This is a genomic window from Maricaulis sp., assembly GCF_048270265.1.
In the GTDB taxonomy this organism is placed as follows: Bacteria; Pseudomonadota; Alphaproteobacteria; order Caulobacterales; family Maricaulaceae; genus Maricaulis.
Genome location: NZ_JBLWTD010000017.1, coordinates 1 through 26,168, shown reverse-complemented (window position 1 = coordinate 26,168; position 26,168 = coordinate 1). Strand labels below are relative to the sequence as shown.

At 64.5% G+C, this 26,168-nt stretch carries 22 protein-coding genes and 1 pseudogene; 11 read left to right on the top strand and 12 right to left on the bottom strand.

Annotated features, from left to right (window positions below; translation table 11 throughout):
- The first annotated feature begins 108 nt into the window (after positions 1 to 108).
- Together ACN0YF_RS10190 and ACN0YF_RS10185 are read left to right on the top strand one after the other, a co-directional pair.
- Complete coding sequence (locus ACN0YF_RS10190; RefSeq protein ID WP_417494290.1) at positions 109 to 756, top strand: class I SAM-dependent methyltransferase; 648 nt, start codon at positions 109 to 111, stop codon at positions 754 to 756.
- A 75-nt stretch (positions 757 to 831) separates the two neighbouring features.
- On the top strand, positions 832 to 2,748 hold the full coding sequence (locus ACN0YF_RS10185) for an ABC transporter transmembrane domain-containing protein (protein ID WP_417494289.1): 1,917 nt from the start codon (positions 832 to 834) through the stop codon (positions 2,746 to 2,748).
- On the opposite strand, the gene ACN0YF_RS10180 is transcribed toward ACN0YF_RS10185, so the two are convergent.
- Genes ACN0YF_RS10180 through ACN0YF_RS10155 form a run of 6 tightly spaced genes read right to left on the bottom strand, consistent with a single transcriptional unit; the run spans position 2,745 to position 10,290 of the window.
- Positions 2,745 to 4,415, bottom strand: coding sequence for a formate--tetrahydrofolate ligase (locus ACN0YF_RS10180; RefSeq protein ID WP_417494288.1), 1,671 nt, complete (start codon positions 4,413 to 4,415; stop codon positions 2,745 to 2,747). The two genes, ACN0YF_RS10185 and ACN0YF_RS10180, sit on opposite strands and share 4 nt — an antisense overlap.
- A 25-nt stretch (positions 4,416 to 4,440) precedes the next feature.
- Positions 4,441 to 4,656 (bottom strand): formate dehydrogenase subunit delta, encoded by a 216-nt coding sequence (locus ACN0YF_RS10175; RefSeq protein WP_417482401.1) that lies wholly within the window; start codon positions 4,654 to 4,656, stop codon positions 4,441 to 4,443.
- Positions 4,649 to 5,443: a formate dehydrogenase accessory sulfurtransferase FdhD gene (gene fdhD / locus ACN0YF_RS10170; protein ID WP_417494287.1), complete on the bottom strand. Its 795-nt coding sequence runs from the start codon at positions 5,441 to 5,443 to the stop codon at positions 4,649 to 4,651. Before fdhD ends, ACN0YF_RS10175 begins: the two co-directional genes overlap by 8 nt.
- A gap of 12 nt (positions 5,444 to 5,455) precedes the next feature.
- Positions 5,456 to 8,293, bottom strand: coding sequence for a formate dehydrogenase subunit alpha (gene fdhF / locus ACN0YF_RS10165; RefSeq protein ID WP_417494286.1), 2,838 nt, complete (start codon positions 8,291 to 8,293; stop codon positions 5,456 to 5,458).
- A 4-nt stretch (positions 8,294 to 8,297) separates the two neighbouring features.
- Positions 8,298 to 9,863, bottom strand: a complete 1,566-nt coding sequence (locus tag ACN0YF_RS10160; RefSeq protein ID WP_417494285.1) for a formate dehydrogenase beta subunit — start codon at positions 9,861 to 9,863, stop codon at positions 8,298 to 8,300.
- Entirely contained in the window at positions 9,856 to 10,290 is a 435-nt protein-coding gene (locus tag ACN0YF_RS10155) for an NAD(P)H-dependent oxidoreductase subunit E (RefSeq protein WP_417482397.1), read from the bottom strand. Before ACN0YF_RS10155 ends, ACN0YF_RS10160 begins: the two co-directional genes overlap by 8 nt.
- Before the next feature lie 598 nt (positions 10,291 to 10,888).
- Here ACN0YF_RS10155 and ACN0YF_RS10150 point away from each other — a divergent pair.
- Complete coding sequence (locus ACN0YF_RS10150; RefSeq protein ID WP_417494284.1) at positions 10,889 to 11,533, top strand: helix-turn-helix domain-containing protein; 645 nt, start codon at positions 10,889 to 10,891, stop codon at positions 11,531 to 11,533.
- Between the two features lie 90 nt (positions 11,534 to 11,623).
- Here ACN0YF_RS10150 and ACN0YF_RS10145 read toward each other — a convergent pair whose 3' ends face one another.
- Positions 11,624 to 13,324, bottom strand: a complete 1,701-nt coding sequence (locus ACN0YF_RS10145) for a M28 family metallopeptidase (RefSeq protein ID WP_417494283.1) — start codon at positions 13,322 to 13,324, stop codon at positions 11,624 to 11,626.
- Between the two features lie 196 nt (positions 13,325 to 13,520).
- Here ACN0YF_RS10145 and ACN0YF_RS10140 point away from each other — a divergent pair, with 196 nt between their 5' ends.
- Together ACN0YF_RS10140 and ACN0YF_RS10135 are read left to right on the top strand one after the other, a co-directional pair.
- A complete protein-coding gene (locus tag ACN0YF_RS10140) occupies positions 13,521 to 15,239 on the top strand; it encodes a spinster family MFS transporter (RefSeq protein WP_417494282.1) in 1,719 nt (572 codons plus the stop codon).
- Positions 15,239 to 16,108, top strand: a complete 870-nt coding sequence (locus tag ACN0YF_RS10135) for an alpha/beta fold hydrolase (protein WP_417494281.1) — start codon at positions 15,239 to 15,241, stop codon at positions 16,106 to 16,108. Before ACN0YF_RS10140 ends, ACN0YF_RS10135 begins: the two co-directional genes overlap by 1 nt.
- Positions 16,109 to 16,177: 69 nt before the next feature.
- Here ACN0YF_RS10135 and ACN0YF_RS10130 read toward each other — a convergent pair whose 3' ends face one another.
- Positions 16,178 to 17,188 carry a zinc-binding alcohol dehydrogenase family protein gene (locus ACN0YF_RS10130; RefSeq protein WP_417494280.1) on the bottom strand — a complete coding sequence of 337 codons (1,011 nt, stop codon included), beginning with the start codon at positions 17,186 to 17,188 and terminating at the stop codon, positions 16,178 to 16,180.
- Between the two features lie 27 nt (positions 17,189 to 17,215).
- The gene (locus ACN0YF_RS10125; protein ID WP_417494279.1) at positions 17,216 to 17,506 is read right to left on the bottom strand and encodes a putative quinol monooxygenase; all 291 of its coding nucleotides are present in this window, start codon (positions 17,504 to 17,506) and stop codon (positions 17,216 to 17,218) included.
- 147 nt (positions 17,507 to 17,653) lie between these two features.
- Here ACN0YF_RS10125 and ACN0YF_RS10120 point away from each other — a divergent pair, with 147 nt between their 5' ends.
- On the top strand, positions 17,654 to 18,550 hold the full coding sequence (locus ACN0YF_RS10120) for a LysR family transcriptional regulator (RefSeq protein ID WP_417494278.1): 897 nt from the start codon (positions 17,654 to 17,656) through the stop codon (positions 18,548 to 18,550).
- 8 nt (positions 18,551 to 18,558) lie between these two features.
- Here the strand turns inward: ACN0YF_RS10120 and ACN0YF_RS10115 are convergent, their stop codons facing one another.
- Positions 18,559 to 19,185, bottom strand: coding sequence for a histidine phosphatase family protein (locus ACN0YF_RS10115; RefSeq protein ID WP_417494277.1), 627 nt, complete (start codon positions 19,183 to 19,185; stop codon positions 18,559 to 18,561).
- Positions 19,182 to 19,964 carry a 3-deoxy-manno-octulosonate cytidylyltransferase gene (gene kdsB / locus ACN0YF_RS10110; protein ID WP_417494276.1) on the bottom strand — a complete coding sequence of 261 codons (783 nt, stop codon included), beginning with the start codon at positions 19,962 to 19,964 and terminating at the stop codon, positions 19,182 to 19,184. Before kdsB ends, ACN0YF_RS10115 begins: the two co-directional genes overlap by 4 nt.
- A 171-nt stretch (positions 19,965 to 20,135) precedes the next feature.
- Between kdsB and ACN0YF_RS10105 the strand changes: the two genes are divergently transcribed.
- From ACN0YF_RS10105 to argC, 5 genes are all read left to right on the top strand, one after another.
- A complete protein-coding gene (locus tag ACN0YF_RS10105) occupies positions 20,136 to 20,492 on the top strand; it encodes a hypothetical protein (RefSeq protein ID WP_417494275.1) in 357 nt (118 codons plus the stop codon).
- Positions 20,493 to 20,641: 149 nt separating this feature from the next.
- Positions 20,642 to 20,971, top strand: a complete 330-nt coding sequence (locus ACN0YF_RS10100) for a hypothetical protein (protein WP_417494274.1) — start codon at positions 20,642 to 20,644, stop codon at positions 20,969 to 20,971.
- 242 nt (positions 20,972 to 21,213) lie between these two features.
- Positions 21,214 to 22,224 carry an N-acetylornithine carbamoyltransferase gene (locus ACN0YF_RS10095; RefSeq protein WP_417482386.1) on the top strand — a complete coding sequence of 337 codons (1,011 nt, stop codon included), beginning with the start codon at positions 21,214 to 21,216 and terminating at the stop codon, positions 22,222 to 22,224.
- Complete coding sequence (locus tag ACN0YF_RS10090; protein ID WP_417494273.1) at positions 22,221 to 23,549, top strand: acetylglutamate kinase; 1,329 nt, start codon at positions 22,221 to 22,223, stop codon at positions 23,547 to 23,549. Before ACN0YF_RS10095 ends, ACN0YF_RS10090 begins: the two co-directional genes overlap by 4 nt.
- Complete coding sequence (gene argC, locus ACN0YF_RS10085) at positions 23,546 to 24,475, top strand: N-acetyl-gamma-glutamyl-phosphate reductase (RefSeq protein ID WP_417494272.1); 930 nt, start codon at positions 23,546 to 23,548, stop codon at positions 24,473 to 24,475. Before ACN0YF_RS10090 ends, argC begins: the two co-directional genes overlap by 4 nt.
- Before the next feature lie 900 nt (positions 24,476 to 25,375).
- Here the strand turns inward: argC and ACN0YF_RS10080 are convergent.
- A pseudogene (locus ACN0YF_RS10080) lies at positions 25,376 to 25,834 on the bottom strand (ArnT family glycosyltransferase); the annotation flags it as partial.
- Positions 25,835 to 26,168: the final 334 nt, after the last annotated feature.

Sequence of the window (26,168 nt, the reverse complement as noted above, 5' to 3'; positions counted from 1 at the left end):
ATACCAGAGCCGCAGTATTCGACAATATACCTTCTGTTTATGTATGGGTAAACAGGTTGCCCAAAGGATCCGACCATACCGTTCCGGCGGCTTCAGAGAGGAAATTCCATGCCCACCGATGCAAGCAAACCGGACAATGACCGGCGTTTCTGGGACCGTCTGGCGCAGAAATATGCCACTGACCCGATCAGCGATGAGGCGGCCTATCAGAAAAAGCTCGAGATCACGCGCCAGCATTTCACGCCGGACTCGGACGTGCTCGAATTTGGCTGCGGCACCGGCATGACGGCGGTCAGCCATGCGCCCCATGTCAAACATATCCACGCCACCGACCTGTCCGGCGAAATGCTGGAGATTGCCCGGGGCCGCGCGGTTGAGGCCGGGGTCGGGAATATCAGTTTTGAACGCGTTGGCTTCGAGGATATCGATGCGGCGCCCGGGCGTTTCGACGTCGTGCTCGGACTGAGCATTCTGCACTTGCTGGAGGACCGCGATGCCGCGATTGCCCGCGTCCATTCCCTGCTCAAGCCGGGGGGCGTGTTTATCTCCAGCACCGCCTGTCTGGGCGAGAAAATGTGGTTTTTCAGTCTGATCGCACCGATCGGACGCGCCTTGGGCCTGTTGCCTATGCTGCGCGTCTTCACCCAGGTCCAGCTGGCGGAGAGCCTGTGTCAGGCCGGATTTGAGCTTGAGCATCAATGGCGCCCGGACAAGGCGGTCGCGGTTTTCATCGTCGCCCGCAAGCCGGCCAACTGATCCCGCACGGTATCGCCCGGTGCAAGCGGGCGCTGAACATCCTATATGCAGGGACCAGATTGATACGCCCCCGCCATGACCCCGGAGATCCCCTTGGCCGAGACATCGCAAACCGCCGAACATCGCGCCGATACCGACCGGGGCTCCAGCTTTGCTTCCGAGCTTGAGCGCGATGCGGCGCATCGGGAAAAGGCCCGCAGTGCCCAGCCACTGCGCCGGCTCTTGCCCTATGTGCTCGCCTATCCCGGTCTGCTGGCGGCCTTCACCCTGTTTCTCGTCCTCGCCTCGACCCTCACCCTGATCCTGCCCGGTGCCTTTCGCCTCGTCGTCGATTGCGGTTTTGCCGGCGCCTCGGATTCGGCGATCTGCGGCGCCTTCTCGATTGGCGACGGCCTGTCGGCCTATTTCCTCGCCGGGATTGCGGTCGCCGCCCTGCTGGGCCTGGCCAGCGCGATGCGTTTCTATTTCATCAGCCGGCTGGGCGAGCGCGTCGTCGCCGATCTGCGCCGCGATGTGTTTGATCATCTGCTCTCGCTGAGCCCGACCTTCTATGCCAGCACCCGCACCGGCGAAGTCCTCTCGCGCCTGACCACCGATACCACGCTGATCCAGACCGTGGTCGGCTCCTCGGTCTCCGTCGCGCTGCGCACCGTGGCGACCACCACCGGGGCGTTGATCCTGATGGTCGTCGTCAACTGGCAATTGGCCCTGATGGTGCTGGCACTCGGACCGGTTATCCTGGGGCCGATCCTGCTGTTCGGCCGCCGGGTGCAGCGCCTCTCGCGTTCCAGCCAGGACAATCTCGCCGACGCCTCGGCCCGCGCCAGCGAAAGCCTGCAGGCGATCGAGACCGTGCAGGCCTTCACCCGCGAACCGGAGGAAAGGTCGCGCTTTGCTGAAGCCGTCGAGACCACTTTCAAGGTCTCGCTCGCCCGCATCGAGGTGCGCGCCTGGATGACGGCGATCATCTTCACGGTGATCCTGTCGGGCCTGATCGCGGTGCTGTGGTTCGGCGCTGTCCAGGTCCAGGCCGGCAGCATCACGCCCGGCGCGATGACCCAGTTTGTGATGTATGCCTTCGTCGCCGTCAGCGGTGTCGGCATGCTCACCGAGACCTATACCGAGGTGATGCGTGCCGCCGGCGCCACCGAGCGCCTGATGGAATTGCTCGCCGCCAAGCCGGATATCGATGTGCCCGAGGCGCCGGTACATTTCGCCCAGCCGGTGCGCGGCGAGATCGCTTTCGAGGACGTCTCCTTCGCCTACCCGACGCGCCCCGATGCGCTGGCGCTGGAGGGCATCAGCCTGAAGGTGGAACCGGGCCAGACCGTCGCCCTGGTCGGTCCGTCCGGTGCCGGCAAGAGCACCATGTTCCAGCTCCTGCTGCGGCTCTATGATCCGGCCTCGGGCCGTCTCACCGTCGACGGTGTCGATATCAGCCATCTTGACCCGGCGGAGCTGCGCAATGCGCTCTCCATCGTGCAGCAGAATGCGCCACTGTTTGGCGGTTCCGTCGCCGACAATATCCGCTTCGGCCGTGCCGGCGCCTCGCTCGAGGATGTGATCGAGGCCGCCAAGGCCGCCAATGCCGATGAATTCATCATGGCCCTGCCGGACGGCTATCAGACCCAGCTCGGCGAGAATGCCCGCACGCTGTCAGGCGGCCAGCGTCAGCGCCTGGCGATCGCCCGCGCCATCCTGCGCGATGCGCCGATCCTGCTGCTGGACGAGGCGACCAGTGCGCTGGATTCCGAAAGCGAGCTGGTGATCCAGACGGCCTTTGAAACCCTGTCGCGCAATCGCACCACCCTGGTCATCGCCCACCGGCTGGCCACCGTGCGCAAGGCCGATTTCATCGTCGTGCTGGAAGGCGGACGCATCGTCGACCAGGGCACCCATACCGAATTGCTCGCCCGCGGCGGGCTCTATGCGCGCTATATCGAGTTGCAATTCACCCAGCCCGAAGACGATGAGGTCATCGCCTCCGCCTAGAACAGGCCGACGACATTGCCGGCATCATCCAGCCCGATATTCTCCGCCGAGGGTACACGCGGCAGGCCGGGCATGGTCATGATCTGGCCGCAGATCACGACGACAAATCCGGCCCCGGCGGCCAGGCGGACTTCGCGGATTTCCAGTGTGTGGCCATCGGGCGCGCCGCGCCGTTCCGGGTCGGTGGTGAAGCTGTATTGCGTCTTGGCCATGCAGACCGGCAAGTCCCCGAACCCGGCCGCTTCCCAGGCGCCGAGCTGGGCGCGCACGGCCTGGTCTGCGCTCACGCCATCGGCCCGGTAAACCTCGCGCGCAATGGTCTCGATCTTCTCCCAGAGGGGTAAATTGTCGGGATAGAGCGGTTTGAAACGGGCGCTGCCGCCCTCAACCATTTCGACCAGCTTCACCGCTAGATCCTCGGCTCCGGCACCGCCATCGGCCCAGTGCCGGCAAATAATGGCCTCACGCCCCAGACCCGCGACATAGGCCTTGACCGCTTCGATCTCGGCCTCGGTATCACCGGTGAAGTGATTGATCGCAACGACAGCGGGCACGCCGAATTTGGCGAGATTCTCGATATGGCGGCCCAGATTGTCACAACCGGCCGTCACCGCCGCGACATTCTCCTCGGCCAGATCCGCTTTCGCGACGCCGCCATTCATTTTGAGCGCCCGGATCGTCGCCACGAGCACAACAGCTTTCGGCTTCAGATTGGCCTTGCGGCATTTGATGTCGAAGAATTTCTCGGCACCCAGATCAGCCCCGAAACCGGCTTCAGTGACGACATAGTCCGCCAGCTTCAGCGCCGACTTTGTCGCGATCACGGAATTGCAGCCATGGGCAATATTGGCGAAGGGGCCGCCATGGATAAAGGCCGGGTTGTTCTCCAGCGTCTGGACCAGATTGGGCTGCATGGCGGTCTTCAGCAGCACGGTCATCGCGCCGTCAGCCTTCAGCTCGCGGCAGGTGATCGCGCTCTTGTCGCGGCGATAGGCGACGATGATATCGCCGAGCCGGCGCTGCAGGTCTTCAAGGTCGGTCCCCAGGCACAGGATGGCCATCACTTCGGAGGCGACGGTGATGTCGAAGCCGGATTCGCCCGGGAAGCCATTGGTGACGCCGCCGAGCGAGGTGGTGATCTGGCGCAGGGCGCGATCATTCATGTCGACGACGCGGCGCCAGACGATGCGGCGCTGGTCAATCTCGAGCGCATTGCCCCAGTAGATGTGGTTTTCGATCATCGCCGAGAGCAGATTGTGCGCCGAGGTGATGGCGTGGAAATCGCCGGTGAAGTGGAGATTGATGTCTTCCATCGGAACGACCTGGGCATGGCCGCCGCCCGCCGCGCCGCCCTTCATCCCGAAACAGGGGCCCAGCGAAGGCTCGCGGATACAGATCGCGGCCTTCTTGCCGATCCGGTTGAGGGCATCGCCGAGCCCGACTGTGGTGGTTGTCTTGCCTTCGCCCGCCGGGGTCGGATTGATCGCCGTGACCAGGATGAGATGCCCGTCCGGCCTGTCTTCGAGGCTGGCCAGGAAGGGCGCGGTCAGCTTGGCCTTGTCGGTGCCATACTGGGCAATGGCATCGGCAGGGATGTCGAGCCGGGCCGCGACCTCGGTGATCGGCAAGAGGGTTGCGGCGCGGGCGAGTTCAATGTCGGTGGTCATGGGGGCGGTCCGATCCGGTCTGGTGTCAGCTGAGGGCGATGAGCCGCGTGATCGCGGCGGTGATGGTCGGGCTCAGCCCGGCATCGGGGGCTTGCGAGAGGGCGATCAGGCGATCACGCATGCTCGGATCCCAGAACTTCCGGATATGGACGGCCACACCCTCGATCGCCTCGGCCTCGGTATAGGGAGCGTAGAAATCGGCAATCTGATGGGCCATCCGGATGAGGTTGGAATCATTCATCGGCAGACTCCGGGCTGAAGAAGACAATGGCACCATCCGGGCCGGCTGCTGCTATCGGCAGGGCGAGCTGGCTGGCCAGGTCGAGGGCGAGGCCGGTCGGGGCCGACTGGGCCGCGAGCAGGGCTGCGCGCATTCGGGCCGCCTTGAAGACGAGTTCGAAACTGCAGCGACTGCTCATCACGACAAAGCCGGCCTCACTCGGCTCGCCGCCGCGCAGGCGGGCACCGGCCAGTTTGTCGAGCGCATTATGGCGGCCGACATCCTCGCGCACGAGCATGATCTCGCCATCAAGGCGGCACCAGGCGGCAGCGTGGACGCTGCGGGTTTCCCGGTTGAGGGGCTGGTGATCGGGAAGGGCGTCGAGCGCGGCGCGAATGGCCTTCGCCGCGATCACCGGGCCGGGCGGCAGGGTGCTCGGCGGCGCGTGCAGATCGGCGAGCTGTTCGACACCGCACAGGCCGCAACCGGTGCGGCCATCGAGCGCGCGGCGATGGATCCGGTCGCTGCGCAGCAGGTGCGGTGCGATGCGGATATCGGCTGTGAGGCCCTCGGGCCATTGGCGGATGTCGACGGCCTCGATATCGAGCCCGCTGGTCACGGCGCCTTCGGTCAGGGCCAGCCCGATGGCGAGGTCCTCGATATCGGTCGGGCTCGCCATCATCACGGTCCAGGCGGCGCCGTTAAAGCCGATCTCGACCGGGACCTCTTCGGCAATGCCCCAGTCCTGCGGCCCGCCCTTCGAGGTATGGACGGTCGTGCGCCGGCTGGCAGGGACAGGGGAACTCACCACGCCGCGGTCCTATTCCGCAGCCGGCATGATGCGCACGGCCCGGTCGGCGCGGCGCTCGCGCTCGGCCTGCCAGTCCGACGGCATGTTGGACGGCGAGACCTGCACGGCGGTCACCTTGTATTCCGGGCAGCTGGTGGCCCAGTCCGAGAGCTCTGTGGTGACGACATTGGCCCCCGTCTCCGGGTGGTGGAAAGTGGTGTAGACAATGCCCGGCGGCACCCGGTCGGTGATGGTCGCGCGCACGGTCACCGCGCCCTTGCGGCTTGAGAGCGAGACCATGTCGCCATCACGGACACCGCGCATTTCCGCGTCCGCCGGATGGATTTCCAGCAGGTCCTCGTCATGCCAGCTCGAATTGGCGGTCCGCCGCGTCTGGGCCCCAACATTATACTGGCTGAGGATGCGGCCGGTGGTGAGCAGAAGCGGGAAATGCCGGTTGGAGCGTTCCTCGGTCGGCACGTATTGCGTCATCATGAAATGACCCTTGCCGCGCACGAAACCGCCGACATGCATCACCGGCGTGCCATCGGGCGCCGCGTCATTGCAGGGCCACTGGATCGAGGGGCCATTGTCGAGGCGGTCAAAACTGACACCGGCGAAAGTGGGCGTCAGGGCCGCGATCTCGTCCATGATTTCGGCGGCATTATTGTACTGCATCGGGAAGCCCATCGCCGTGGAGAGGCGGCACACCGTCTCCCATTCCGACAGGCCCTGTTTTTCCGGCATGGCCGGGCGGACGCGATTGATGCGGCGCTCTGCATTGATGAAGGTGCCGTCCTTTTCCAGGAAGGAGGTGCCGGGCAGGAAGACATGGGCATAGGCCGCCGTCTCGTTGACGAAGAGGTCCTGCACGATGACGCAGTCCATGGCCCGCAGCGCCGCCAGCACGTGATGGCTGTCGGGGTCGGAATGGGCGATGTCCTCGCCCTGGACATAGAGGCCGCGGAAAGAACCATCGAGGGCGGCGGAGAACATGTTGGGGATGCGCAGGCCCGGCTCGGCCAGCAATTCGCGGCCCCAGGCCTGCTCGAACGTGCCGCGGACGATGTCGTCGGAGACGTGGCGATAGCCGGGGAATTCATGCGGGAAGGAGCCCATATCGCACGAGCCCTGGACATTGTTCTGACCGCGCAGCGGATTGATGCCGACGCCCTCGCGTCCGAGATTGCCGGTCGCCATCGCCAGATTGGCCATGCCCATCACCATGGATGAGCCTTGCGAGTGTTCGGTGACGCCGAGCCCGTAATAGATCGCGCCATTGCCGCCGGTGGCATAGAGCCGCGCGGCCTCGCGCATCTCCTTCGCCGGCACGCCACTGACCGCCTCGACGGCTTCGGGTGAATTGCTGGCATCGCGGATGAATTCAGCCCACCGATTGAAGCTCTCATCCTCGCAGCGTTCAGCGACGAAGGCGTCATCGACCAGGCCCTCGGTGACGATGACGTGGGCGAGGGCGTTGATGACCGCGACATTGGTGCCGGGGCGCAGCTGGAGATGATGCGCGGCGCTGATATGTGGCGAACGCACCAGATCAATGCGGCGTGGGTCGATCACGATCAGCTTGGCACCGGCGCGCAGGCGCTTCTTCATGCGGGAGGCAAAGACGGGATGGGCGTCGGTCGGGTTGGCGCCGATCACCAGGATGACATCGGCCTGCTCGACGGATTTGAAATCCTGCGTGCCGGCCGAGGTGCCGAGCGTGACGCTCAACCCGTAACCGGTCGGCGAATGACAGACGCGGGCGCAGGTATCGACATTATTGTTGCCGAAAGCGGCGCGGACCATTTTCTGGACGGTATAGACTTCCTCATTGGTGCAGCGCGACGAGGTGATGCCGCCGATCGCGCCGGTGCCGTGTTCTTTCTGGATGCGCTTCAGGCGCGTGGCGGCGAAGTCGATGGCCTCGTCCCAGCTGCATTCGCGCCAGGGGTCGGTGATATTGTCCCGCACCATGGGTGAGAGCATGCGTTCACTATGCGTGGCATAGCCCCAGGCGAACCGTCCCTTGACGCAGGAATGGCCTTCATTGGCGCCACCCTCGCGATCGGGTGTCATGCGCACGACTTCATCGCCCTGCAGCTCGGCGATAAAGGAACAGCCGACGCCGCAATAGGCGCAGGTCGTCTTCACCTCGCGCCGCGGCTGGCCATGCTCGACGATGGTTTTCTCCATCAGCGTCGCGGTCGGACAGGCCTGGACGCAGGCACCACAGGAGACGCATTCGCTGTCGAAGAAATTCTCGCCGAGACTGGCCGTGACCTTGGAGTCGAAGCCTCGGCCCTCAATCGTCAGGGCCAGCGTGCCCTGGACTTCATCGCAGGCCCGCACACAGCGCGAACAGACGATGCATTTCGAGCCATCGAACTGGAAATAGGGATTGGAGGCATCCACGCCTTCATCGAGGTGGTTCTGGCCATCAAAGCCATAGCGTACTTCGCGCAGACCCACTTCGCCCGCCGTGTCCTGCAGCTCGCAATCGCCATTGGCCGAACAGGTCAGGCAGTCGAGCGGATGGTCGGAAATATAGAGTTCCATGATGCCGCGGCGCAGGGCTTCCAGGCGCGGCGACTGGGTGGTGACTTTCAGGCCCTCGGCGACCGGCGTGGTGCAGGAGGCTGGCGTGCCCTTGCGGTCCTCGATCTCGACCAGGCACATGCGGCAGGAGCCGAAGGGCTGCAGGCTGTCCGTGGCGCAAAGCTTGGGGATGCGCGCCTCGGTCTGGGCTGCGGCGCGCATGATCGAGGTGCCGGCGGGAACGTGAACGCGCTTGCCATCGATCTCGAGGCTGACGCTTGGTTCGCCGGACTGGGCCGGGGTTCCGAAATCTGATGCTTTGCGGCTACCCATGGCGCTACCCTACCACCGTTTCATCCGCCTGTAGCGGCTCGGTCTCGAAGTCATCACGGAAATGGCGGATCGCGCTCATCACCGGCATCGGCGTCAGCCCGCCCATGGCGCAGAGCGAGCCGTCGGCGAGCACGGTGCAAAGCTCCTCGACCAGGGCGAGATTGGCTTCGACATCCTCGCCGCGGCGCACCTTGGCCAGGGTCTCGGCCCCGCGCACCGAGCCGATCCGGCAGGGCGTGCACTTGCCACAGCTTTCCTCGGCGCAGAATTCCATTGCGAACTCCGCCTGGCGCGCCATGTCGACCGTGTCATCAAACACGACAATTCCGCCATGGCCCAGCATCGCCCCGGCGGCGGCGAAGGCTTCATACTCCAGCGGCAGATCAAGCATGGAGGCCGGCAGATAGGCGCCGAGCGGTCCGCCGACCTGGACGGCGCGGATCGGGCGGCCTGACAAGGTGCCGCCGCCATGGGTCTCGATCAGTTCGCGAAGGGAGAGTCCGAAGGGGGCCTCGAACAGGCCGCCATGCTTGATATTGCCGGCGAGCTGAAAAGCCTGGGTGCCGCGCGAACGCTCATTGCCCAGCGCCTGATAAGCGGCGGCGCCGTTGGCGAGAATGTCGGGCACGCTGGCGAGGGTGAGGACATTGTTGACGATGGTCGGCTTGCCGAACAGGCCGGAGATCGCCGGGATGGGCGGTTTGACCCGCACCTGGCCGCGCTTGCCTTCCAGGCTTTCGAGCATGGCGCTCTCTTCGCCGCAGACATAGGAGCCGGCGCCGCGGCGCAGGGTGAGATGGAAGCTGTGGCCGGAGCCGAGAATGTCATCGCCGAGCCAGCCGCGCGTTTCCCAGGCGGCGATGGCGGCGCGCATCGTCGCAATTGCGTCGGGATATTCCGAGCGCAGATAGATCAGGCCCTGCGTTGCCCCGACGGCGAGGCCGGCGATGACCATGCCCTCGATCAACTGGCCCGGATCGCCTTCGATCAACATTCGGTCGGCGAAGGTGCCGCTATCGCCCTCATCGGCATTGCAGCAGATGTATTTCTGGTCACCCGGCGCCTCAGCGGCGGTCTTCCACTTGATCCCGGCCGGGAAGCCGGCACCGCCGCGACCGCGCAGGCCGGAGGCGGTGACGGTTTCGATGATTTCGGAGGCGGGCTGGTTTAGCGCCGCGCGCAGACCGGCGAGGCCGCCTTCACGTTCGAAGGCGTCCAGATCGAGCGGGTCGATCACGCCGCAGCGGCGGTAGAGAAGCCGGGTCTGGGCCTGCATCCAGCCCAGCGCTTCGACAGGGCCGAGGGCGCGCGGGTGTGTGTTGGCGAAGTCCTGTTCGAACAGGCTCTCGACATCGGCTTCGTCCAGCGGGCCGAAGCCGTGGCGAATCCCGTCGCGCTCGATCTCCAGCAGGGGTTCGAGCCACAGCATGCCGCGTGATCCGGTGCGGATCAGCGTCAATGCTATGCCGCGCTGGAGGGCGGCGGCCTGGAGGTGTTCGGCGACAGAATCGGCGCCGACCGAACGGGCGGCGGCATCGCGGGGGAGGAAGAGGGTGAGTGGCTCAGTCATCGCGGTGCATCCCGGCGTGGACCGCGTCGATCCGCTCAGCTGTCGCGCGTCCGATCAACGTGTCGCCGACCAGGGCGGCGGGGCCAAGGGCGCAATTGCCGAGGCAATAGACCGGCTGATGCGCCATGCCCTTCGCATCGAGCGCCGCCGCGAGCCGGTCCGCGCCGACCGATTGGCAGGCCTCGGCGCGGCACAGACGGATCCGGTTCGGATCGCGCGGCTCGGTGGAAAAATCGGCATAGAAACTGCGCACACCCTGGATTTCGGCGCGGGAGAGGTTGAGGCTTGCGGCGACGATCCGGGCGGCTTCATCGCTGACGCAGTGCTGCGCATTCTGGATATCGTGCAGTATTTCGATCAGCGCGTCGGCGCGATGGCCATGCGCCGCGCAAATCCGTTCCACTGTTTCGCTATCGGTCTGCGACAAGCCAGTCTCCACAATTGGGCCCGGACGACAGCCGGGGCGGGCGGGTGGTCTTGCGAATACTCGGTCTCCCGGCATGCACTGCCAGCGGGCCGCCCGGCCAATCCGGAGCCCAGCCTTTCAAGGACCATACTGACTCGGCAGCGCGCGGTACAGACCGCCCGTGAGGTTGTACGGGCCTCTTTGATCTGCTTTCTGTTGTATGGCGGCATCAGGTTCACCATAGCAACCGGATGCTATGGGGTAACTGCGCTGAATAATTTGAACATTTCCGCTTCAATCTGAGGGCTGTCGCGGTTTCAGAACGGGCAGTGGGGCCCGAATTCCCCCAATTTTGCCCCGGGCAGGCGACGGGATTCTTTGACGACGCAAGAGAAACCGTTGAAAGTAGGTGCGGTGCTATTGCGTTCGATCAGATGCGGCCCTTTCGGGACGCGTCCTTCGCAGCCCTCCGGGCGCAATATCATGATGGCAGCCTGCGGTGACAATCGCGGTGGCCGGTGTCGATACGCGTGAGATCGTTTGATTGCGTCCGGGTTGGCAAGCGCGTTGAACCGGGCCGATACAGACCATAACAGGCAAGAAGCCCTAGGGGGGCCATTTGGTACAGGACATCAATTTCACCGCAAGTTCGAGCAAGGTGAACTGGCCATCGATCATCCGGAACTTCCGGATGTCGAAGCGCCTGAAACAGGCCGCGCTCGCCGCCGATCTCGGTGTGACGCAAGCTATGATCTCGCGCTGGGAGAATGGCGAGTCGGATCCACCGGACCGTGTGAAGCGGCGCATGGCCGAGCTGGTGCAGGACGCCTTCGTGATCGCGCCCGCACCGACATGGATCGACCTGGTCACGCTCAATCCCGGCATTGAATTCGTCACCGACTCTACGGGCGTGCTGAAGGCGATTTCCGCCGGTGCACTGGACGTGTTCGGCCTGGCCCGCGAAGCCGTGGAAGGCCGTCCGCTCGAGCGTTTTCTCGGAGGTGATTTCGCCCAGACCATGGAGGCGTTGCGCAGCAAGGGAATGTTCCGCAGCGACCTGGTCTTTGCCCAGAGCCTCGGCAGCGTCGACGTCAAGAGTGGTGCCGGCAGCCGCACGGTGTTGTGTGACTTTATCCACTGGCCCCGGATATCCGAGGTGCGCGCCGTGTTTTGTGTGCATTCCGGCGCCGTGCTCGACCAGGAGAAATATGATCGCCGTCTTGATGATCGCGGTCAGAAGATCGTCACCCGCAAGACATTCTGAGCCGGCAGGGCAGACCGGACGAAAAAGGGCGGCCCCGCAAGGCCGCCCTTTCTCGTTTGTGCCCGGTGAATCTCGCCGGTCAGCGCAACCCTATTCAGGACGCTGCGCGTCCCGCAGGGCGCGGAACTCATTGCCTTCATACCAGTTGGGCCAGGCGTCTGAATTCGCCAGGCGGGCACCGACATTATAGAGCAGCGTCACACTCTCGGTCATGCCGTCCATATTCCAGTCGGCCGAATACTCGTCTGACGGGGCATGGTAGTGATTGACATTGTATTCCCGGCCCGCAGCCTCACCGGCCTCGGTACCGCCTTCGCGCAGGTCGTTGCCAGCGTCGGCATAGAGCATTGGCACGCCGTGCTTGGCGATGGAGATGTGGTCGGAGCGGTAGAAGTATCCGGCCGAAGGGTGCGGGTCCGGTGCGAGATAGCGGTCCTGCAGGGCGGCTTCCTCGGCGAGGATGTCCTCAAGTTCCGATGCGCCAAACCCGACGACCACAACATCGCGTGATGGCGGGGTGGGCATGATGGCGTCGATATTGATGCCGCCAACGGTCTGGTCGAACGGCACGATCGGGTTCTCGCCATAATAGGCCGAGCCGAGCAGGCCCGACTCTTCGGCCGTCACGGCGATGATCATCACCGAGCGTTCCGGCGGATTGGCAACAAAGGCTTCGCCGATCTCGAGAATGGCGGCCGTGCCCGAGGCATTGTCGACGGCGCCATTATAGATGCCGTCTTCGCCGTCCGGTACATCACGGGTGCCGAGATGGTCCCAGTGGCCGGTATAGAGCACGAATTCATCAGGCCGCTCGGTGCCGCGAACCATGCCCACCACATTGCGCGAATCCATGGTCCGGGTCGAATTGTGCAGCGTGCCACCCGAGGTGAGGCCGGTCATGGGCACGGCGACAAATCCGGGCTCGGCAGCGCTCGCCGTCAGAGCGTTGAAGTCGAGGCCAGCCAGTTCGAACAGGTGACGGGCGACGTCCTCGGTGACCCAGCTTTCCACCTCGGCGAAAGTGCCTTCGCCCGGGTCGCGGGCGAGGTCGAGCTGGGAGCCCGACCAGGAGCCGGAGACGACATTCCAGCCATAAGAGGCGGGTGCTGTCTGGTGGATCAGGATGACGGCAGCGGCACCCTGACGGGCAGCCTCTTCGTATTTATAGGTCCAGCGGCCGTAATAGGTCATCGCATCGCCATTGAAGGGCCCGCTGTCGGGATTGGCATAGCCGGGATCATTGACGAGCATGACGACGGTCTTGCCGGTGACATCGAGGCCGGCATAGTCGTTCCAGCCATATTCCGGCGCCACGACGCCATAGCCGACGAAGACCAGCTCACTGGCATCGACGGAAACCTCCGGCTGGCTGAGCTTGCTCCAGTAGACAATGTCATCGCCCATGGCGAGATCGAGCGGCTCGCCGTTGAAGTAGACATCGTAATCCGATTGCGTCGAATCCAGCGTCACTTCCAGCAGGGAGACCGGCTGGAAATAGCTGCCTTCATAGCCGGGCTCGAGCCCGATGCGGGCCATTTCGTCCGCGACCCACTGGCTGGCGGCGATACCGCCCGGCGTGGCCGGCGCGCGGCCTTCAAAGCTGTCATCAGCCAGGGTCGCGATGCGATAGCGCAGATCCGCTTCATTGATATCGCCTGTTGTGGCAACCGCTACCGGCTCGACGGCCGGTGTCGCCGCTTCGGTTGCAGCACTTGTCGTTTCCTCGGCCGGCTGGCTGCAGCCGCCAAGGGCCAGACCGCTCAATGTTGCGGCAAGAACCAGATTTCTCATCCCGATTTCCCCTTATTCGGTTGGGCTTCGATGCAAATGTGTGGCACATCCTGCACCGGAGCAAGCCTGACGCAAGCTGTAGCTTGCAGAGGTTTGAGGGAATTGGGGTTTGACCAAACCTGAATGACGGTTCAGGTTTGGCCCAAGCAAGACTGCCGGCGCCAATGTGTGACCGGCCCATGTCAGGGGAGAGACAATGACGGATCGTCCAGCCGAGTCGAAAACGGCTCAATTGCCGAGCGCGAGCTACAGTAAATTGGTGATGCTGCTCCTGTTTCTCGTCTACGCTTTCAACTTTCTCGATCGACAGATCATCTCCATCCTCGCCATTCCCATCAAGGAAGAACTCGGCCTGAGCGACGAACAGCTCGGCCTGCTCGGGGGCATCGCCTTCGCCTTGCTTTACTCCACCCTCGGCGTGCCAATCGCCTGGTTTGCCGACCGCTTCAACCGGACCTGGATCATGACCGGTTCGCTCCTGATCTGGAGCGGCTTCACGGCGCTGAGCGGGTTCGCAACCAATTTCATGCAGCTCTTCCTGGCCCGTGTCGGTGTCGGTATCGGTGAAGCGGGCGGTGTGGCGCCGGCGTACACGATCATTGCCGACTATCATCCGCCGGAGAAGCGTGCCCGGGCGATGGCGATCTATTCGCTTGGCATTCCTGTCGGCAGCGCCTTTGGCGTTATTGCCGGATCGCAGATTGCGGGGGGCGGGATATCCGACTCGCTCGACTGGCGTTCGGCCTTCATCATTGTCGGCCTTGCCGGCGTGATCCTGGCCCCGATCTTCAAGCTTCTCGTGCGTGAACCGCGCCGTGGCCAGTTCGATGGCGTCCAGGCCAAGCGCCCGACGGCGCTCGAGACCGAGGCTGCCTATCCGCCGGCCAAGGCACGCATCCTGTCAATCGCCGGTGCCGTGCTGTTCGCACTTCCAAGCTTGCTGGCCATCTTCTCCATCATGGTCTTTCAGGGCGGCGCATCGCAATCGGTCGAACTTTTGCTGATCGCTGCCGCGGTCGGCGGCGTGTGCGGCTGGCTGGCCGGGCAGTGGGTGAGCCGCCGCGGTCACTGGACCGTGCTGGCGCTGGGCAGCGCCGTGCTGATGCTGATCCCGGGACTGGTTGCCTGGGGCGTGCCGATGGTGCTCGATGGCGCAAGCCTCGGCACGGGTGCGATCGCCTGGCTGATCGGCCGGGCCGTCGCCGGGGCGCTGATCGGTGTGTTCTTCGTCTTCTTCCGTGAATTCATGAATCTGGCGCTGGAAAAGCCCAGCTTCTGGCTGATGATCCTGGGCGCCTCGGCCTCCTCGATGATGGGCTATGGCGTCTTTTTCTGGCTGCCATCCTTCTTCGCCCGCAGCTTCCAGCTCTCCCTCACCGAGACCGGCTGGTTGTTCGGCGGCGTCCTGTTCTTCGCCGGCAGCCTGGGTATTTTCCTCGGCGGCGTGATGGGCGACTGGATGGGCAAGCGCAAACGCTCCGCCTTCGCCACCGTGCCGGCGATCGCCTTCCTGGTGTCCGCCCCGCTCTACTGGGCCGGCATCATGTCGCCCTCGGCGATGATCGCGGTGGTCGTGCTCTTCGTGCCGACGGCGCTCGGTCTCGCCTGGCTCGGGCCGGTGCTGTCCGCCTTCCAGCATCTCTTCCCGCCACACCTTCGTACCAGCGGCTCGTCGGTCTTCCTGCTGATCAACAACCTGCTGGGCATCGGCGGCGGTGTCTATGTACTCGGCCGCCTGTCGACCCTGCTCGAGCCGACCTATGGCGAGGGCTCGTTGCGGATCTCGATCCTGATCGGCTCCTGCCTCTATCTCGTTGCGGCGGGCTTCATGTTCTGGGCTTCGCGGCATCTGGCCCGCGACTGGGTCGAGCATGTTCCGCATGATGATGCGAATCGAGCAGCAGAGCCGGCCTGATGTCACAGGGATATAGCGATCATTTCTTCGCCACGTCCGATGGGCCGGAATTGCACTATCGCGACTATCCCGCCATCGGGCCGGTCCGCGGCGTGCCGGTTCTGTGCCTGCACGGGCTGACCCGCAACGTGCGTGATTTCGAGGATCTGGCACCACGCCTCGCGGCGCTGGGGCGGCGCGTGATCGTCGCCTCGCAGCGTGGCCGTGGCCGTTCCGACCCGGACCCGCAGCCCGAGCGCTACCAGCCGCTGACCTATGCCATCGACATGATCGGCCTGCTCGATGCCCTGGCGATCGAGCGCGCCGTGTTCGTCGGGACCTCGATGGGCGGGTTGATGATGATGATTATGGCCGGACAGCAACCGCACCGGTTCGCGGCGGCCGTGTTCAATGATATCGGCCCTGAAATCGCCAGCGGCGGGCTGGACCGGATCAAGGCCAATGTCTCGAGTCGTGATCCCGTGAACTCCTGGGAGGCCGCGGCCGCGCGGTCGCGCGAGGCCAATCTGGCCGCCTTTCCCAAGCGGGCCGATGACCAGGCCTTCTGGCTGGATTTTGCCCGCAAGACCTGGGTCGAGACCGGCGACGGGCAGATCGCCCTGGCCTATGACGGGGCGATTGTCGACCAGATCGACAGCAGCGCCGTTCCGCCGGATCTGTGGCCTTTCTGGACGCCCTTCCAGACGATCCCGACCCTGCTGGTCCGTGGCGGTATCAGCGATCTGCTGGCGCCGGAAACGGTCGCAGAGATGAAACGGCTGAAGCCCGATCTCGGCTTTGTCGAAGTGCCTGATGTGGGGCACGCCCCCTTCATGACCGAGCCGGAAGCCTGGGCCGCGATCGAGAACTTCATCACCCACGTCGGATAGGCCTGCCGCCCGGCTCTGGCTGATCGCGAGCGATCACCGGAAACCGGGCTGCAATTCCGTCAGCCGGGGTCAGAAACCCTCGACGACAATCTTGCCCTTGGCGCGGCCGGTCTCGATCAGCGCGTGGGCGGCGCGGATGGTCTCGGCATTGATCGGGCTGAGCACCTGGTCGAGCGTCGTGCGGATGCGCCCGGCGTCGATTTCCGCGGCGACATAGCTCAGCAGATTGTGCTGTTCGATCATGTCCGGGGTCTGGAACATGGCGCGGGCGAACATGAATTCCCAATGCAGGCTGGCGGCCTTCATCTTCATGCCGTCCATCGGCATGGGCAGGTCGGTATCGTCGATCGTGACGATGCCGCCTTCGGGGCGGATCAGTTCGACCGCGGTGTCCCAATGACGCATATCGTTGAAGATCGCGATGTGATCGACATGCTGGAAGCCGAGGGCGCGCACCTGTTCGACCATGGGTTCGCGGTGATTGACGACATGGTCGGCGCCCAATTCCTTCACCCAGCTTGATGTCTCGGGCCGTGAGGCGGTGGCGATGACCACCAATCCGGCCGCCTTGGCCAGCTGGATGGCGATCGAGCCGACGCCGCCACCGGCACCGATGATCAGCACGGACTGGCCCTTGTCGGCGCCATCCCGGTCAATGCCGAGGCGGTCGAAGAAGGCTTCATAGGCGGTGATCGTCGTCAGCGGCAGGGCCGCCGCTTCGGCGAAGCTGAGGCTTTGCGGCTTGTTGCCGACAATGCGCTCATCAACCAGCTGGTATTCGGCATTGGTGCCCGGACGGGTGATGTCGCCGGCGTAATAGACTTCATCGCCGACCTTGAAGAGGGTGACATCGGGGCCGACGGCCTCGACCACGCCACTGGCATCCCAGCCGAGGATGCGCGGGGTTTCTTCAACCTGGTCCTTGGGGGCCCGGACCTTGGCGTCGACCGGGTTGACCGACACGGCCTTGATCGCAACCAGCAGGTCACGGCCCGAGGCGGTGGGCTTGGGCAGGTCAATGTCGAGGAAGGATTCGGGATCGGAGACGGGCAGGTAGCGGGTGAGGGCGACGGCTTTCATGGGGGTGTTCCTTGTGCGGCGGGCTGATCAGGCGATCAGGGTCATTTCGCTGAGGGTGAATTCGGTAACGGCGCCTTCGGTCGCGGCCATGTAGGCGGCGAGGTGGGGCGCATTCATGTGGGTCTGCCAGAGCTCGCGGGATTCCCAGCGCTCGACGAAGGTGAAATGCGCCGGATTGTCATTGTCCTGGTGGAGGTCGTATCGCAGGCAGCCGGCCTCGGCGCGGGTGACCGGGACCAGCTTCAGCAGCTCGGCCCGCAGCAGTGCCACCTGATCGGCTTGTGCATGGATATTGGCGGTAATGGTCAACTGGGTCATGGGGCGGTCCTCGCTCGGTGCTGGCGAAGATGTAGTCGCTTGCCATATCCGGGAAAACAAACATTATGCGGAAGCATAATCCGGATTTCCCGGATAATGGTGGATGCCTTCCGGGCTTCAGCTCCGCCAGGCCGGAGGCAAGGCTTCATGCTCCTCGCCAATATCGCGCTCTTCCTCAAGATCATCGAGAAGGGCAGCCTGACCGCGGCCGGCCGTGAGACCGGCCTGTCCTCGACCACGGTATCGGAGCGTCTTGCGGCGCTTGAGGCGCATTACGGCGTTGTCCTGCTCAACCGAACGACGCGCGCCATCAGTCTGACCGAGGAGGGCCGCGCTCTGGCCGAGGGCGCCAAGTCGGTGCTCGGCGAGGTCGAGGATCTCGAGACCCGCATCCGCCATGGTGCCCAGACCTTGACCGGGCCGATCCGGGTCAGCGCGCCAAGCGATCTGGGGCGCACCATTGTCTCCGCCGAGATCAATCGCTTTCTCGCGGAGCACCCGGCGATCAGTATCGAGCTTTCCCTCACCGACGGCTATGTCGACATTGTCGGGCAGGGCTTCGATATCGCCGTGCGTTTCGGGACGGTCACCGACAGCACCTTGCGCGTGCGCGCTCTGGGTCTGCGCCGGCGCGTATTGTGCGCCGCGCCGGACTATATTGCCCGTCACGGCAGCCCGAAACGGCCCGTCGATCTGAAGCGCCATAACTGCCTGCTGATGCGGTTCGGCGGCAATCTCGACAGTCCCTGGCATTTCGGCGCCGGTGCCCGGCAACAGATCGTGCCGGTGCGCGGTGACAGGGTTTCCAATGACGGGGCGCTGGTACACCAATGGTGTCTGGCCGGATACGGGATCGCGCTCAAATCCGAACTCGATGTCGCTGCGGACATCCGTGCGGGCAGGCTGGTGGAGCTTCTTTCGGAGCATGCCCAGCCGGCCTCGCCGGTGCAGATGCTCTTCCCGCCCGGCCGGGCCCAGCCGCGACGGGTGCGCGCGCTCGCCGAGGCGCTGGCATCGGCGATCCAGCAATCCGAGGCCTGTTGAGTCCAGTCTCAGCCGAAGACGGTCTTCAGCCTTTCTGCGTCCGGCGCTTCATTCCAGAACAGGCGCTGGCCCGCTTCAATATCGACCGCACAGATATTACCAGTCTTCACCTTGGCATCATGATCCTCGCCGCCGAGCACGCCATGCATATAGCGCAGCACCCCGTTTGAAGTGATCACGAGGGTGAAGCGCCGGCTCTGCGCGGCGTCCTGCATGACGGCCAGGGCATTGGTGCGCAGGGTTGCCTCATCCGGAGACCAGTCAACGCCCTCGGGCCGGCGATGTTCATCATTCCAGGTGCGATGCGCCTCGGCGCCGAATTCGGCGATAATCTCGTCGCAGGACTTGCCGCCCCAGGAGCCATAATCGATCTCGCGCAGGCGTTCATCGATCTCGATCTTGCCGTGGAAGCCCGAGAGCACGGCCACCAGTTCCGCCGCGCGGCGGGTGCGCTGGAGCGGGCCGGTGATGATGCGTTCCGGTGTCAGACGCGCCTGACGCAGGGCATTGCCGAGCGCCGCGGCCTGTTCCTCGCCCTTGGGCACGAGCGGCAGATCTTCCTTGGCGCCGACCCAGACGACCTTGTCGCCGGGGCCGAAAGTATTGCCGTGACGGGCCAGCAGGACCTTGCTCATGGCACCAGCTCGCCTTCGCGGGCTATAATGCCCTCGACCACCGGCACATCTTCCGGCGCATCAACCGACCAGGCCGAACGGCCGCGATAATCGGTCGGCACGATGCGGATCGGGATGCCGTTTTCTAGGGCGCGCAATTGTTCCAGGCTCTCGGCCTTCTCCAGCGGTGAAGGCTCGAGCGCGACGATGCGCTCCAGCGTCTCGCGGCGATAGCCATAGAGGCCGATATGCTGCCAGGTTGGGGTGCCGGCTTCGGGATGACGCTGGAAGGGGATGACGCCCTTGGAGAAGTACAGCGCATCCATCGCCCGGTTGAAGACGACGGTCGTGCCGCCGACAATGCCCTTGGCCTTCATCTCGCGCATGCGAATAGCGGTCTCCTCGGGCATTTTCACGGCCGGGGTCGCCATGGCGAGGCCGGAATCGGCGCGCATGGCGGTGGCGACATCGCCGATTACCCAGGGCGGGATCAGGGCGGCATCACCCTGGACATTGATGATGATCTCGGCATCGCTTCCGAGCCGTTTCACGGCGTCAAGGGCACGCTCGGTGCCATTGCGGCAGGCCGAATCCGTCATCACGGCTTCGCCGCCAAACCCGCGGACGGCGTCGACAATGCGCTCGTCATCGGTGGCGACGACGACGCGGTCGACGCCGGGTGCGGCGCCGGCCGAGCGCCAGACCCGCTCGATCATCATGCGTCCGGCGATCTTTTCGAGCGGCTTGCCCGGAAAGCGGCCGGAAGCGTAGCGGGCAGGAATGATGGCGATGACGGACATGGGGTAACCCTTTCAGTTCGGATTGCTTGTTTCACAGGCCCCGCCTGATTTCCAGTCCTTCTGCCGGACCCGCTCGGATGGTGGCAATATTGTCTCCCGCGCCCGTCCGTGCGACCATGGACGCATCGGCTTTCACGCCTTTGCGCGCAAACCTGCACCGGAGCGTACGCCATGCTGGAGACAACCCGGATGACCGCAGTCGCCGCAGCCTTGCTGCTCGGCGCTGCTGCCGAGGGTCAGGCCACCAGCGACCCCGTGCTCTCGCCAGCCGAGGCCGTTTCAGACCAGGCTGCCGAGCTTCTGTACCTGGAATCGCTGCGCCAGGCTGCCAATTCGCCACGCCTTGATCCTCAATCCGACAGCGAAGACACGATTATCGTCGAGGCGCAGGGGCCGGGGGCGGTCGTGTGCAGCTGGCGAACCCGCAGTGGCAGCAATTTCCGCGAGCGCCGCTGCAAGACCCGTTTCCAGGCCGAGCGGGAACGGCAACAGGCCGTCTACACCCTGCGACGCATCCGCGGCTTCTAGCCCGCAAGTCCGCGCTCCAAAGGCCGGCATCGAAGGCCGGATCTTGCTTGCTGGATAGTATGTTTCAGCCCTGCGTGATATATATCCGACGTTCCGTAGCCGCCTCCGCTTGCGTTGCGGCTGGATTGTGAGAGTCGAGGGAGAAGGGCATGAAACGATTTTTAGTCGCAGGCCTTGCCGCTGCCGGCCTGGCCTTTACTGCGGGCGCAGCGAGCGCCCAGGACCAGACCGATCCGGCGCCCGCCCCGGCCGACACCGGGATGAGCCAGGACGAGCCGGTCGTCGCCGAAGCCGAGCCTGCCGAGACGCAGGTCGCCGAGGAAGCCGAAGAAGAAGTCATCTGCCATTGGCGCCGCCAGACGGGCAGCAATTTTCGCGAACGGCTTTGCATGACGCGGCGGCAGACAGAGCAGGCCGAGGAGGCTGCGGAGCGGTCGCTCCGACGGATGCGCCGGGGTCAGGCCTTTTCGCCGAACTAGACCGGATTCTGGCCGGCCGTTTCGGTCTCTGATCAAGAATTCACACGCCGGGCGAAATTCCATCGTTCGGCATGAGCGAGTTGTGCCTGATCGCGCTTCTATCTGCTCCCGGACTTTGCCGGAGCGGGAACTAGCATTTGGCGTCAACTCGCCAGTCTTGTAATGACTTATGGACATAAACAGCGCCCGGTCTTATGGCCGGGTGTCTGCCTTTCCCGCCATTACGAGATTTCGAGACCGAGATGCGCCATTTTCTTACGACTGCCGACTGGACCCGCCCGGAACTGCAGGGGCTGCTCGACCGCGCCTCGGCCTTCAAATCCGGGACGGTCAGCCGAGCGCTTGAAGGCAAGTCGATTGCGCTGCTCTTCTTCAACCCGTCGCTGCGCACGCGCACGTCCTTCGATATTGGCGCCACGAAAATGGGCGGCCACGCCATCGTGCTCGACGCCAAGGGCGCGACCTGGCCCCTGGAATTCGCCGACGGTGCGGTCATGGACGGCACCGCCGAGGAACATGTGCGCGAGGCGGCGCGCGTGTTGTCGAGCTATGTCGATCTGATCGCGATCCGCTGCTTCCCCGAGTTCAAGGACTGGGCGGCCGAGCGCGAGGATCCGATGATTTCGGCCTTCGCCAAGCATTCGACCGTGCCCGTGATCAATATGGAGACCATCGTCCATCCCTGTCAGGAACTGGCGATGATGCTGGCGCTGCAGGAGCGGATCGGCGCGGTGCAGGACAAGACCTTCCTTCTGACCTGGGTGCCGCATCCCAAGCCGCTCAATACGGCTGTCGCCAATTCGGCCCTGCTGATGGCGGCCAAGTTCGGCATGAATGTCCGCCTTCTGGTGCCCGATGAGCGCTATCGTCTCGACGAGCGCTATATGGGCGCCGCCGAGCGCTTCACCGCCGAGGGTGGCGGCTCTGTCACCATGACCACTGATGTCGAGGCCGCCTATACCGGCGCCGATGCCGTCTATGCCAAGAGCTGGGGCGCGCTGCCCTTCTACGGCCATTGGGAAGACGAGGCGCCCTTCCGCGCCAAGGGCAGGGATTTCATGATCACGCCGGAAAAAATGGCGTTGACCAATAATGCCACCGTCAGCCACTGCCTGCCGATGCGCCGCAATGTGAAGATCGCCGATGCGGTCGTCGACAGTCCCGCCTTCCTCGGTATCGAGGAGGCGGCCAACCGTCTGCCCGTGCAGCAGGCGGTCATGGAGGCACTCGCCAGCCAGGGAGCGGTCAAGTGACGTCCCAGCTCCCGGGCGTCCGCCCGACCATTGTCCGGCTCCTGTCGCACATGCGCGACGGCAAGGAGATCCGCGAATACCTGCAACGCTTTTCAGGTGTCGACCAGGAACGTTTCGCCGTCATCAAGGTTGGCGGTGCGGTGATCCAGGAGGATCTCGAAGGCCTCTCCACGGCCCTGGCTTTCCTGCAATCGGTCGGCCTCTCCCCGGTCGTTGTCCATGGCGGCGGCCCGCAGCTGGATGCGGCACTGTCTGAAGCGGGCATCGGGACCGAACGCATCAATGGCCTGCGGGTGACCCGCGAGGACGCGATCCCGATCATTCGCGACACGCTCACCCAGGCCAATCTCCAGCTGGTCGACGCGATCCGCGAAGCCGGCGGGCGCGCTGCGGCCGTACCGCGCGGTGTGTTCGAGGCGGAGCTCATCGACGAGGACAAGCTCGGCCGTGTTGGCGAGCCGACGAAAATCCATCTCGAACTTGTCGCCGCTGCGGCACGCGCCGGTCAGGCCGCCATCCTTGGCTGTCTGGGCGAAACCCATGACGGGCGCCTGGTCAATATCAATGCCGATTCCGCCGTCCGCGCCCTTGTGCATGCGCTGCAGCCCTACAAGGTCGTCTTCCTGACCGGAACCGGCGGTCTGCTCGACGAGTGGGGCGATGTGCTCTCCTCGATCAACCTGGCGACGGATTACCAGACGCTGATCAAGGCCGACTGGGTCAATGGCGGCATGCGGCTGAAGCTGGAAGAGATCAAGCGCCTGCTCGATGATCTGCCGCTCTCCAGCTCGGTCTCGATCACCAGCCCGGCCGAACTGGCGCGTGAGCTCTTCACCCATGCCGGTGCCGGCACGCTGATCCGGCGCGGTGAAAAGATCATCGCCACCGGCGCCAAGGCGGATCTTGATCTCGACCGTCTCGACGCGCTGGTGACCAAGGCTTTCGGCCGCCGTCCGATCGCCGGCTATTGGGACTCGCTGGAGCTCGACCAGGCCTTCGTCACCGACAGCTATCGCGCAGCCGCGATCACAACCCGGCTTGATGACTGGGTCTATCTCGACAAATTCGCCGTGCTCGACGATGCGCGCGGTGAAGGATTGGGCCGCACGGTGTGGAACCGGCTGGTCGAATATGCGCCGCGCCTGATCTGGCGCTCGCGCACCTCCAATCCGGTGAATGGCTTCTATTTCGACGAGTGCGACGGCGCGATCCGCCGTGACGAGTGGACCGTGTTCTGGCGCGGCGAGGGCATCCGCCCGGCCGAGATTGACGGTGTCGTCACCCGGATTTTCGATCTGAAACCAACGCTGGAGCCGCTGTCATGACGCGGACCGTCGGCCTGGTCGGCGCCCGCGGGCATACCGGTCGTGAATTATTGCGGCTGATCGCGGCGCGTTCGGATCTTGAGCTGGTGTTCGCCAGTTCGCGTGAACTGGCGGGCCAGCCGGTGAGTGATCTGGCGCCGGAAGTCGGCACCGGGCTGATGTTCGAATCCCTGTCGGCTGACGCGGTTGCCGGCCGCCCGGCCGATGCCGTCATTCTCGCCCTGCCCAATGGCGCCTCCGCTCCCTTCGTTGCGGCCATCAATGCGGCATGTCCGCAGACAGTGATTATTGACCTGTCGGCGGACTATCGTTTCGACGCGAGCTGGACCTATGGCCTGCCGGAGATTTATGGCCGCGATGCCCTGAGCCGGGCGACGCGGATTGCCAATCCGGGTTGCTATGCCACGGCGGGGCAGCTGGCGATCGCGCCCCTGCGCGAGCGGCTGGCCTCCCAGCCGCACGTATTCGGTGTCTCGGGCTATTCCGGCGCCGGCACGACGCCGTCGCGCAAGAATGACCCGGATGCCCTGCGCGACAATCTCATGCCCTATGCCCTGACCGGGCATCTGCACGAGCAGGAAATGTCGCGCCATCTCGGCTGCGAGGTCCGCTTCACGCCTCATGTTGCGGCCTTCTTTCGCGGCATCCTCGCCACGGTGCATATCGCCCTCGGCGAGCCGGTGACGCGTGAGGCGCTGATCGCCCTCTATGAGGACGCCTATCGCGATGAGCCGCTGGTGCGGGTGACTTCCGACATGCCGGAAATTCGCGATGGTGCCGATGCGCCGGGAGCGGTGATTGGCGGTTTCGGCCTCAGCGCAGACGGCCGTCATGCCGTCGTCGTTTGTGCCCTCGACAATCTGCTCAAGGGCGCTGCAGTGCAGGCGCTGCAGAATCTGTGTCTGGCCCTGGGTCTGCCCGAATAGCTAGTCAGTCTGATCGTCATCCCCGCTGTCGAGCCAGCGCGCTTCATAGGCATCATTGCGCCCGACGCGGTGATAGCCCTGCGCCCGCCACAGCGTGAATTCGCGAGTCTTGTCGCCATCCAGCGCGATGGAGAGGCTGCCGGCGGGTTCGAACAGGTCGAAGTCCTCGCGCATTTTCTGCACTTCCAGCGGGCGGTGCGAGACGATCAGGACCGGGTCGGCATACCCGTCGGCCAGTGGCCATTCCTGTTCCGCGTGATTGACCGGGCCTTCATAGCGCAACCACATCTGCAGCGGCCGGTCCCCGGTGCTGCCATAGCGCTGCATCTGGTGGAAGATATTGCGGTCGTCGAACACGATGGCGCTGTAATCGCTCGCCAGGCCCGCCTCGCTGATCGCGGCGGTCGTCTCGTCCCAGGCGCGTACGCGTTTGGTGCTGTTCTCCAGCCCGAGCGCTTCCACGAAGGTCGGGTTGACGACCACGATGGCGATAAACAGGCCGAGCGCGGTGTGAAAGGCGATGGATCCGTAGAGCAGGCCGCGGCGCCAGGCAGGGCCGCGCAGGAGGAAGGCCGCCACCAGCAATGAGGAGGCCACATAGGCGACGCTGGCCCAGTTGGCATGGGCGCGGCTGATGAAGGCCTCGACACAGACCGTCAGCAGGATCGGCAGGATGAAGGCGGCGAGCAGGCGTGACTCCGCCGGCGCCTGGCGGAAATGCCAGACGATCCCGCCGAGTACGACGACGAGGACCGGGAAGAGGGCGGGGCCGAAAATGCCCAGCTGGCCGACGAGAAATTCGAACAGCTCGCCGGGGTGACCCAGTTCGCCGCCCCAGTTCGCATTGGCGGCGGTGTGGCTGACCGTCGCGAAATCATGCGCCGCGTTCCACAGGATATTCGGTGTCAGCAGGGCCAGGGCGATCAGCAGGGCCAGGGCACCACGAAGATTGAGCAGGGCGGCGCGCGTCGGGGCATCGATCACCAGCGTGATGCCGAGGCCGAGCACGAAATAGATCATCGCGTATTTGGACAGGAAGCCGAGACCGATCGCCAGTCCCAGCCCGGCCGCACTGGCCCAGCCGCCGCCGGAGCGCAGGCGGATCAGGGCGTAAAGCGCCCCCGACCAGGCGCACATGACCGGTACGTCGGTCGAGATCACGGCCCCGGAAATCCACATGGACGGGATCGTCAGATAGATCAGCGCCGTCCAGAAGCCGGTACGGGCATCCCAGAGCTGGCGGGCGCTGAGGAAGAGGAAGCTGGCGGTGATCGTGTGCAGGACCGGTGAGGCGAGCCGGACGCTGAAATCGCTGTCGCCGAACAACGTCGTCATCAGGTGAATCAGCCAGGCGATCATCGGCGGCTTCGAGAAATAGCCCCAATCGAGCTGCAGCGACCACACCCAGTATTGGGATTCATCGGCGTAAAGCTCGATAGGGTTGAGCGCGAGCGCCACGATGCGCGCGATTCCGATGCCGAGAATCAGCATGGCCGCGGCCGTCTCCCACGGCCACGCCGAATACGTGCGGCTCATTTGCTTTGCAACCATGACGGGTCCACAGGCCTCAAAAAAGTGTAGCATTTTCGCCGCAGGCTATGCCCTTTCCGCTTCGGCCCGTAAAGGGGGCTGTGGACAAGGATTGGGGTCCGCGTGGCATGCCGCCCCCCGTATCTTGAGTAATTGCTGCACT

What these genes read in the sequence shown, in the direction of transcription:
- ACN0YF_RS10140 (WP_417494282.1), top strand. Translation starts at nt 13,521, where the DNA reads ATGACGGATCGTCCAGCCGAGTCGAAAACGGCTCAATTGCCGAGCGCG.
- ACN0YF_RS10160 (WP_417494285.1), bottom strand. Translation starts at nt 9,863, where the DNA reads ATGACTGAGCCACTCACCCTCTTCCTCCCCCGCGATGCCGCCGCCCGT.
- ACN0YF_RS10185 (WP_417494289.1), top strand. Translation starts at nt 832, where the DNA reads ATGACCCCGGAGATCCCCTTGGCCGAGACATCGCAAACCGCCGAACAT.
- ACN0YF_RS10115 (WP_417494277.1), bottom strand. Translation starts at nt 19,185, where the DNA reads ATGAGCAAGGTCCTGCTGGCCCGTCACGGCAATACTTTCGGCCCCGGC.
- ACN0YF_RS10145 (WP_417494283.1), bottom strand. Translation starts at nt 13,324, where the DNA reads ATGAGAAATCTGGTTCTTGCCGCAACATTGAGCGGTCTGGCCCTTGGC.
- ACN0YF_RS10190 (WP_417494290.1), top strand. Translation starts at nt 109, where the DNA reads ATGCCCACCGATGCAAGCAAACCGGACAATGACCGGCGTTTCTGGGAC.
- ACN0YF_RS10095 (WP_417482386.1), top strand. Translation starts at nt 21,214, where the DNA reads ATGCGCCATTTTCTTACGACTGCCGACTGGACCCGCCCGGAACTGCAG.
- ACN0YF_RS10180 (WP_417494288.1), bottom strand. Translation starts at nt 4,415, where the DNA reads ATGACCACCGACATTGAACTCGCCCGCGCCGCAACCCTCTTGCCGATC.
- fdhF (WP_417494286.1), bottom strand. Translation starts at nt 8,293, where the DNA reads ATGGGTAGCCGCAAAGCATCAGATTTCGGAACCCCGGCCCAGTCCGGC.
- ACN0YF_RS10135 (WP_417494281.1), top strand. Translation starts at nt 15,239, where the DNA reads ATGTCACAGGGATATAGCGATCATTTCTTCGCCACGTCCGATGGGCCG.
- ACN0YF_RS10175 (WP_417482401.1), bottom strand. Translation starts at nt 4,656, where the DNA reads ATGAATGATTCCAACCTCATCCGGATGGCCCATCAGATTGCCGATTTC.
- argC (WP_417494272.1), top strand. Translation starts at nt 23,546, where the DNA reads ATGACGCGGACCGTCGGCCTGGTCGGCGCCCGCGGGCATACCGGTCGT.
- ACN0YF_RS10105 (WP_417494275.1), top strand. Translation starts at nt 20,136, where the DNA reads ATGCTGGAGACAACCCGGATGACCGCAGTCGCCGCAGCCTTGCTGCTC.
- ACN0YF_RS10130 (WP_417494280.1), bottom strand. Translation starts at nt 17,188, where the DNA reads ATGAAAGCCGTCGCCCTCACCCGCTACCTGCCCGTCTCCGATCCCGAA.
- kdsB (WP_417494276.1), bottom strand. Translation starts at nt 19,964, where the DNA reads ATGTCCGTCATCGCCATCATTCCTGCCCGCTACGCTTCCGGCCGCTTT.
- ACN0YF_RS10125 (WP_417494279.1), bottom strand. Translation starts at nt 17,506, where the DNA reads ATGACCCAGTTGACCATTACCGCCAATATCCATGCACAAGCCGATCAG.
- ACN0YF_RS10120 (WP_417494278.1), top strand. Translation starts at nt 17,654, where the DNA reads ATGCTCCTCGCCAATATCGCGCTCTTCCTCAAGATCATCGAGAAGGGC.
- ACN0YF_RS10100 (WP_417494274.1), top strand. Translation starts at nt 20,642, where the DNA reads ATGAAACGATTTTTAGTCGCAGGCCTTGCCGCTGCCGGCCTGGCCTTT.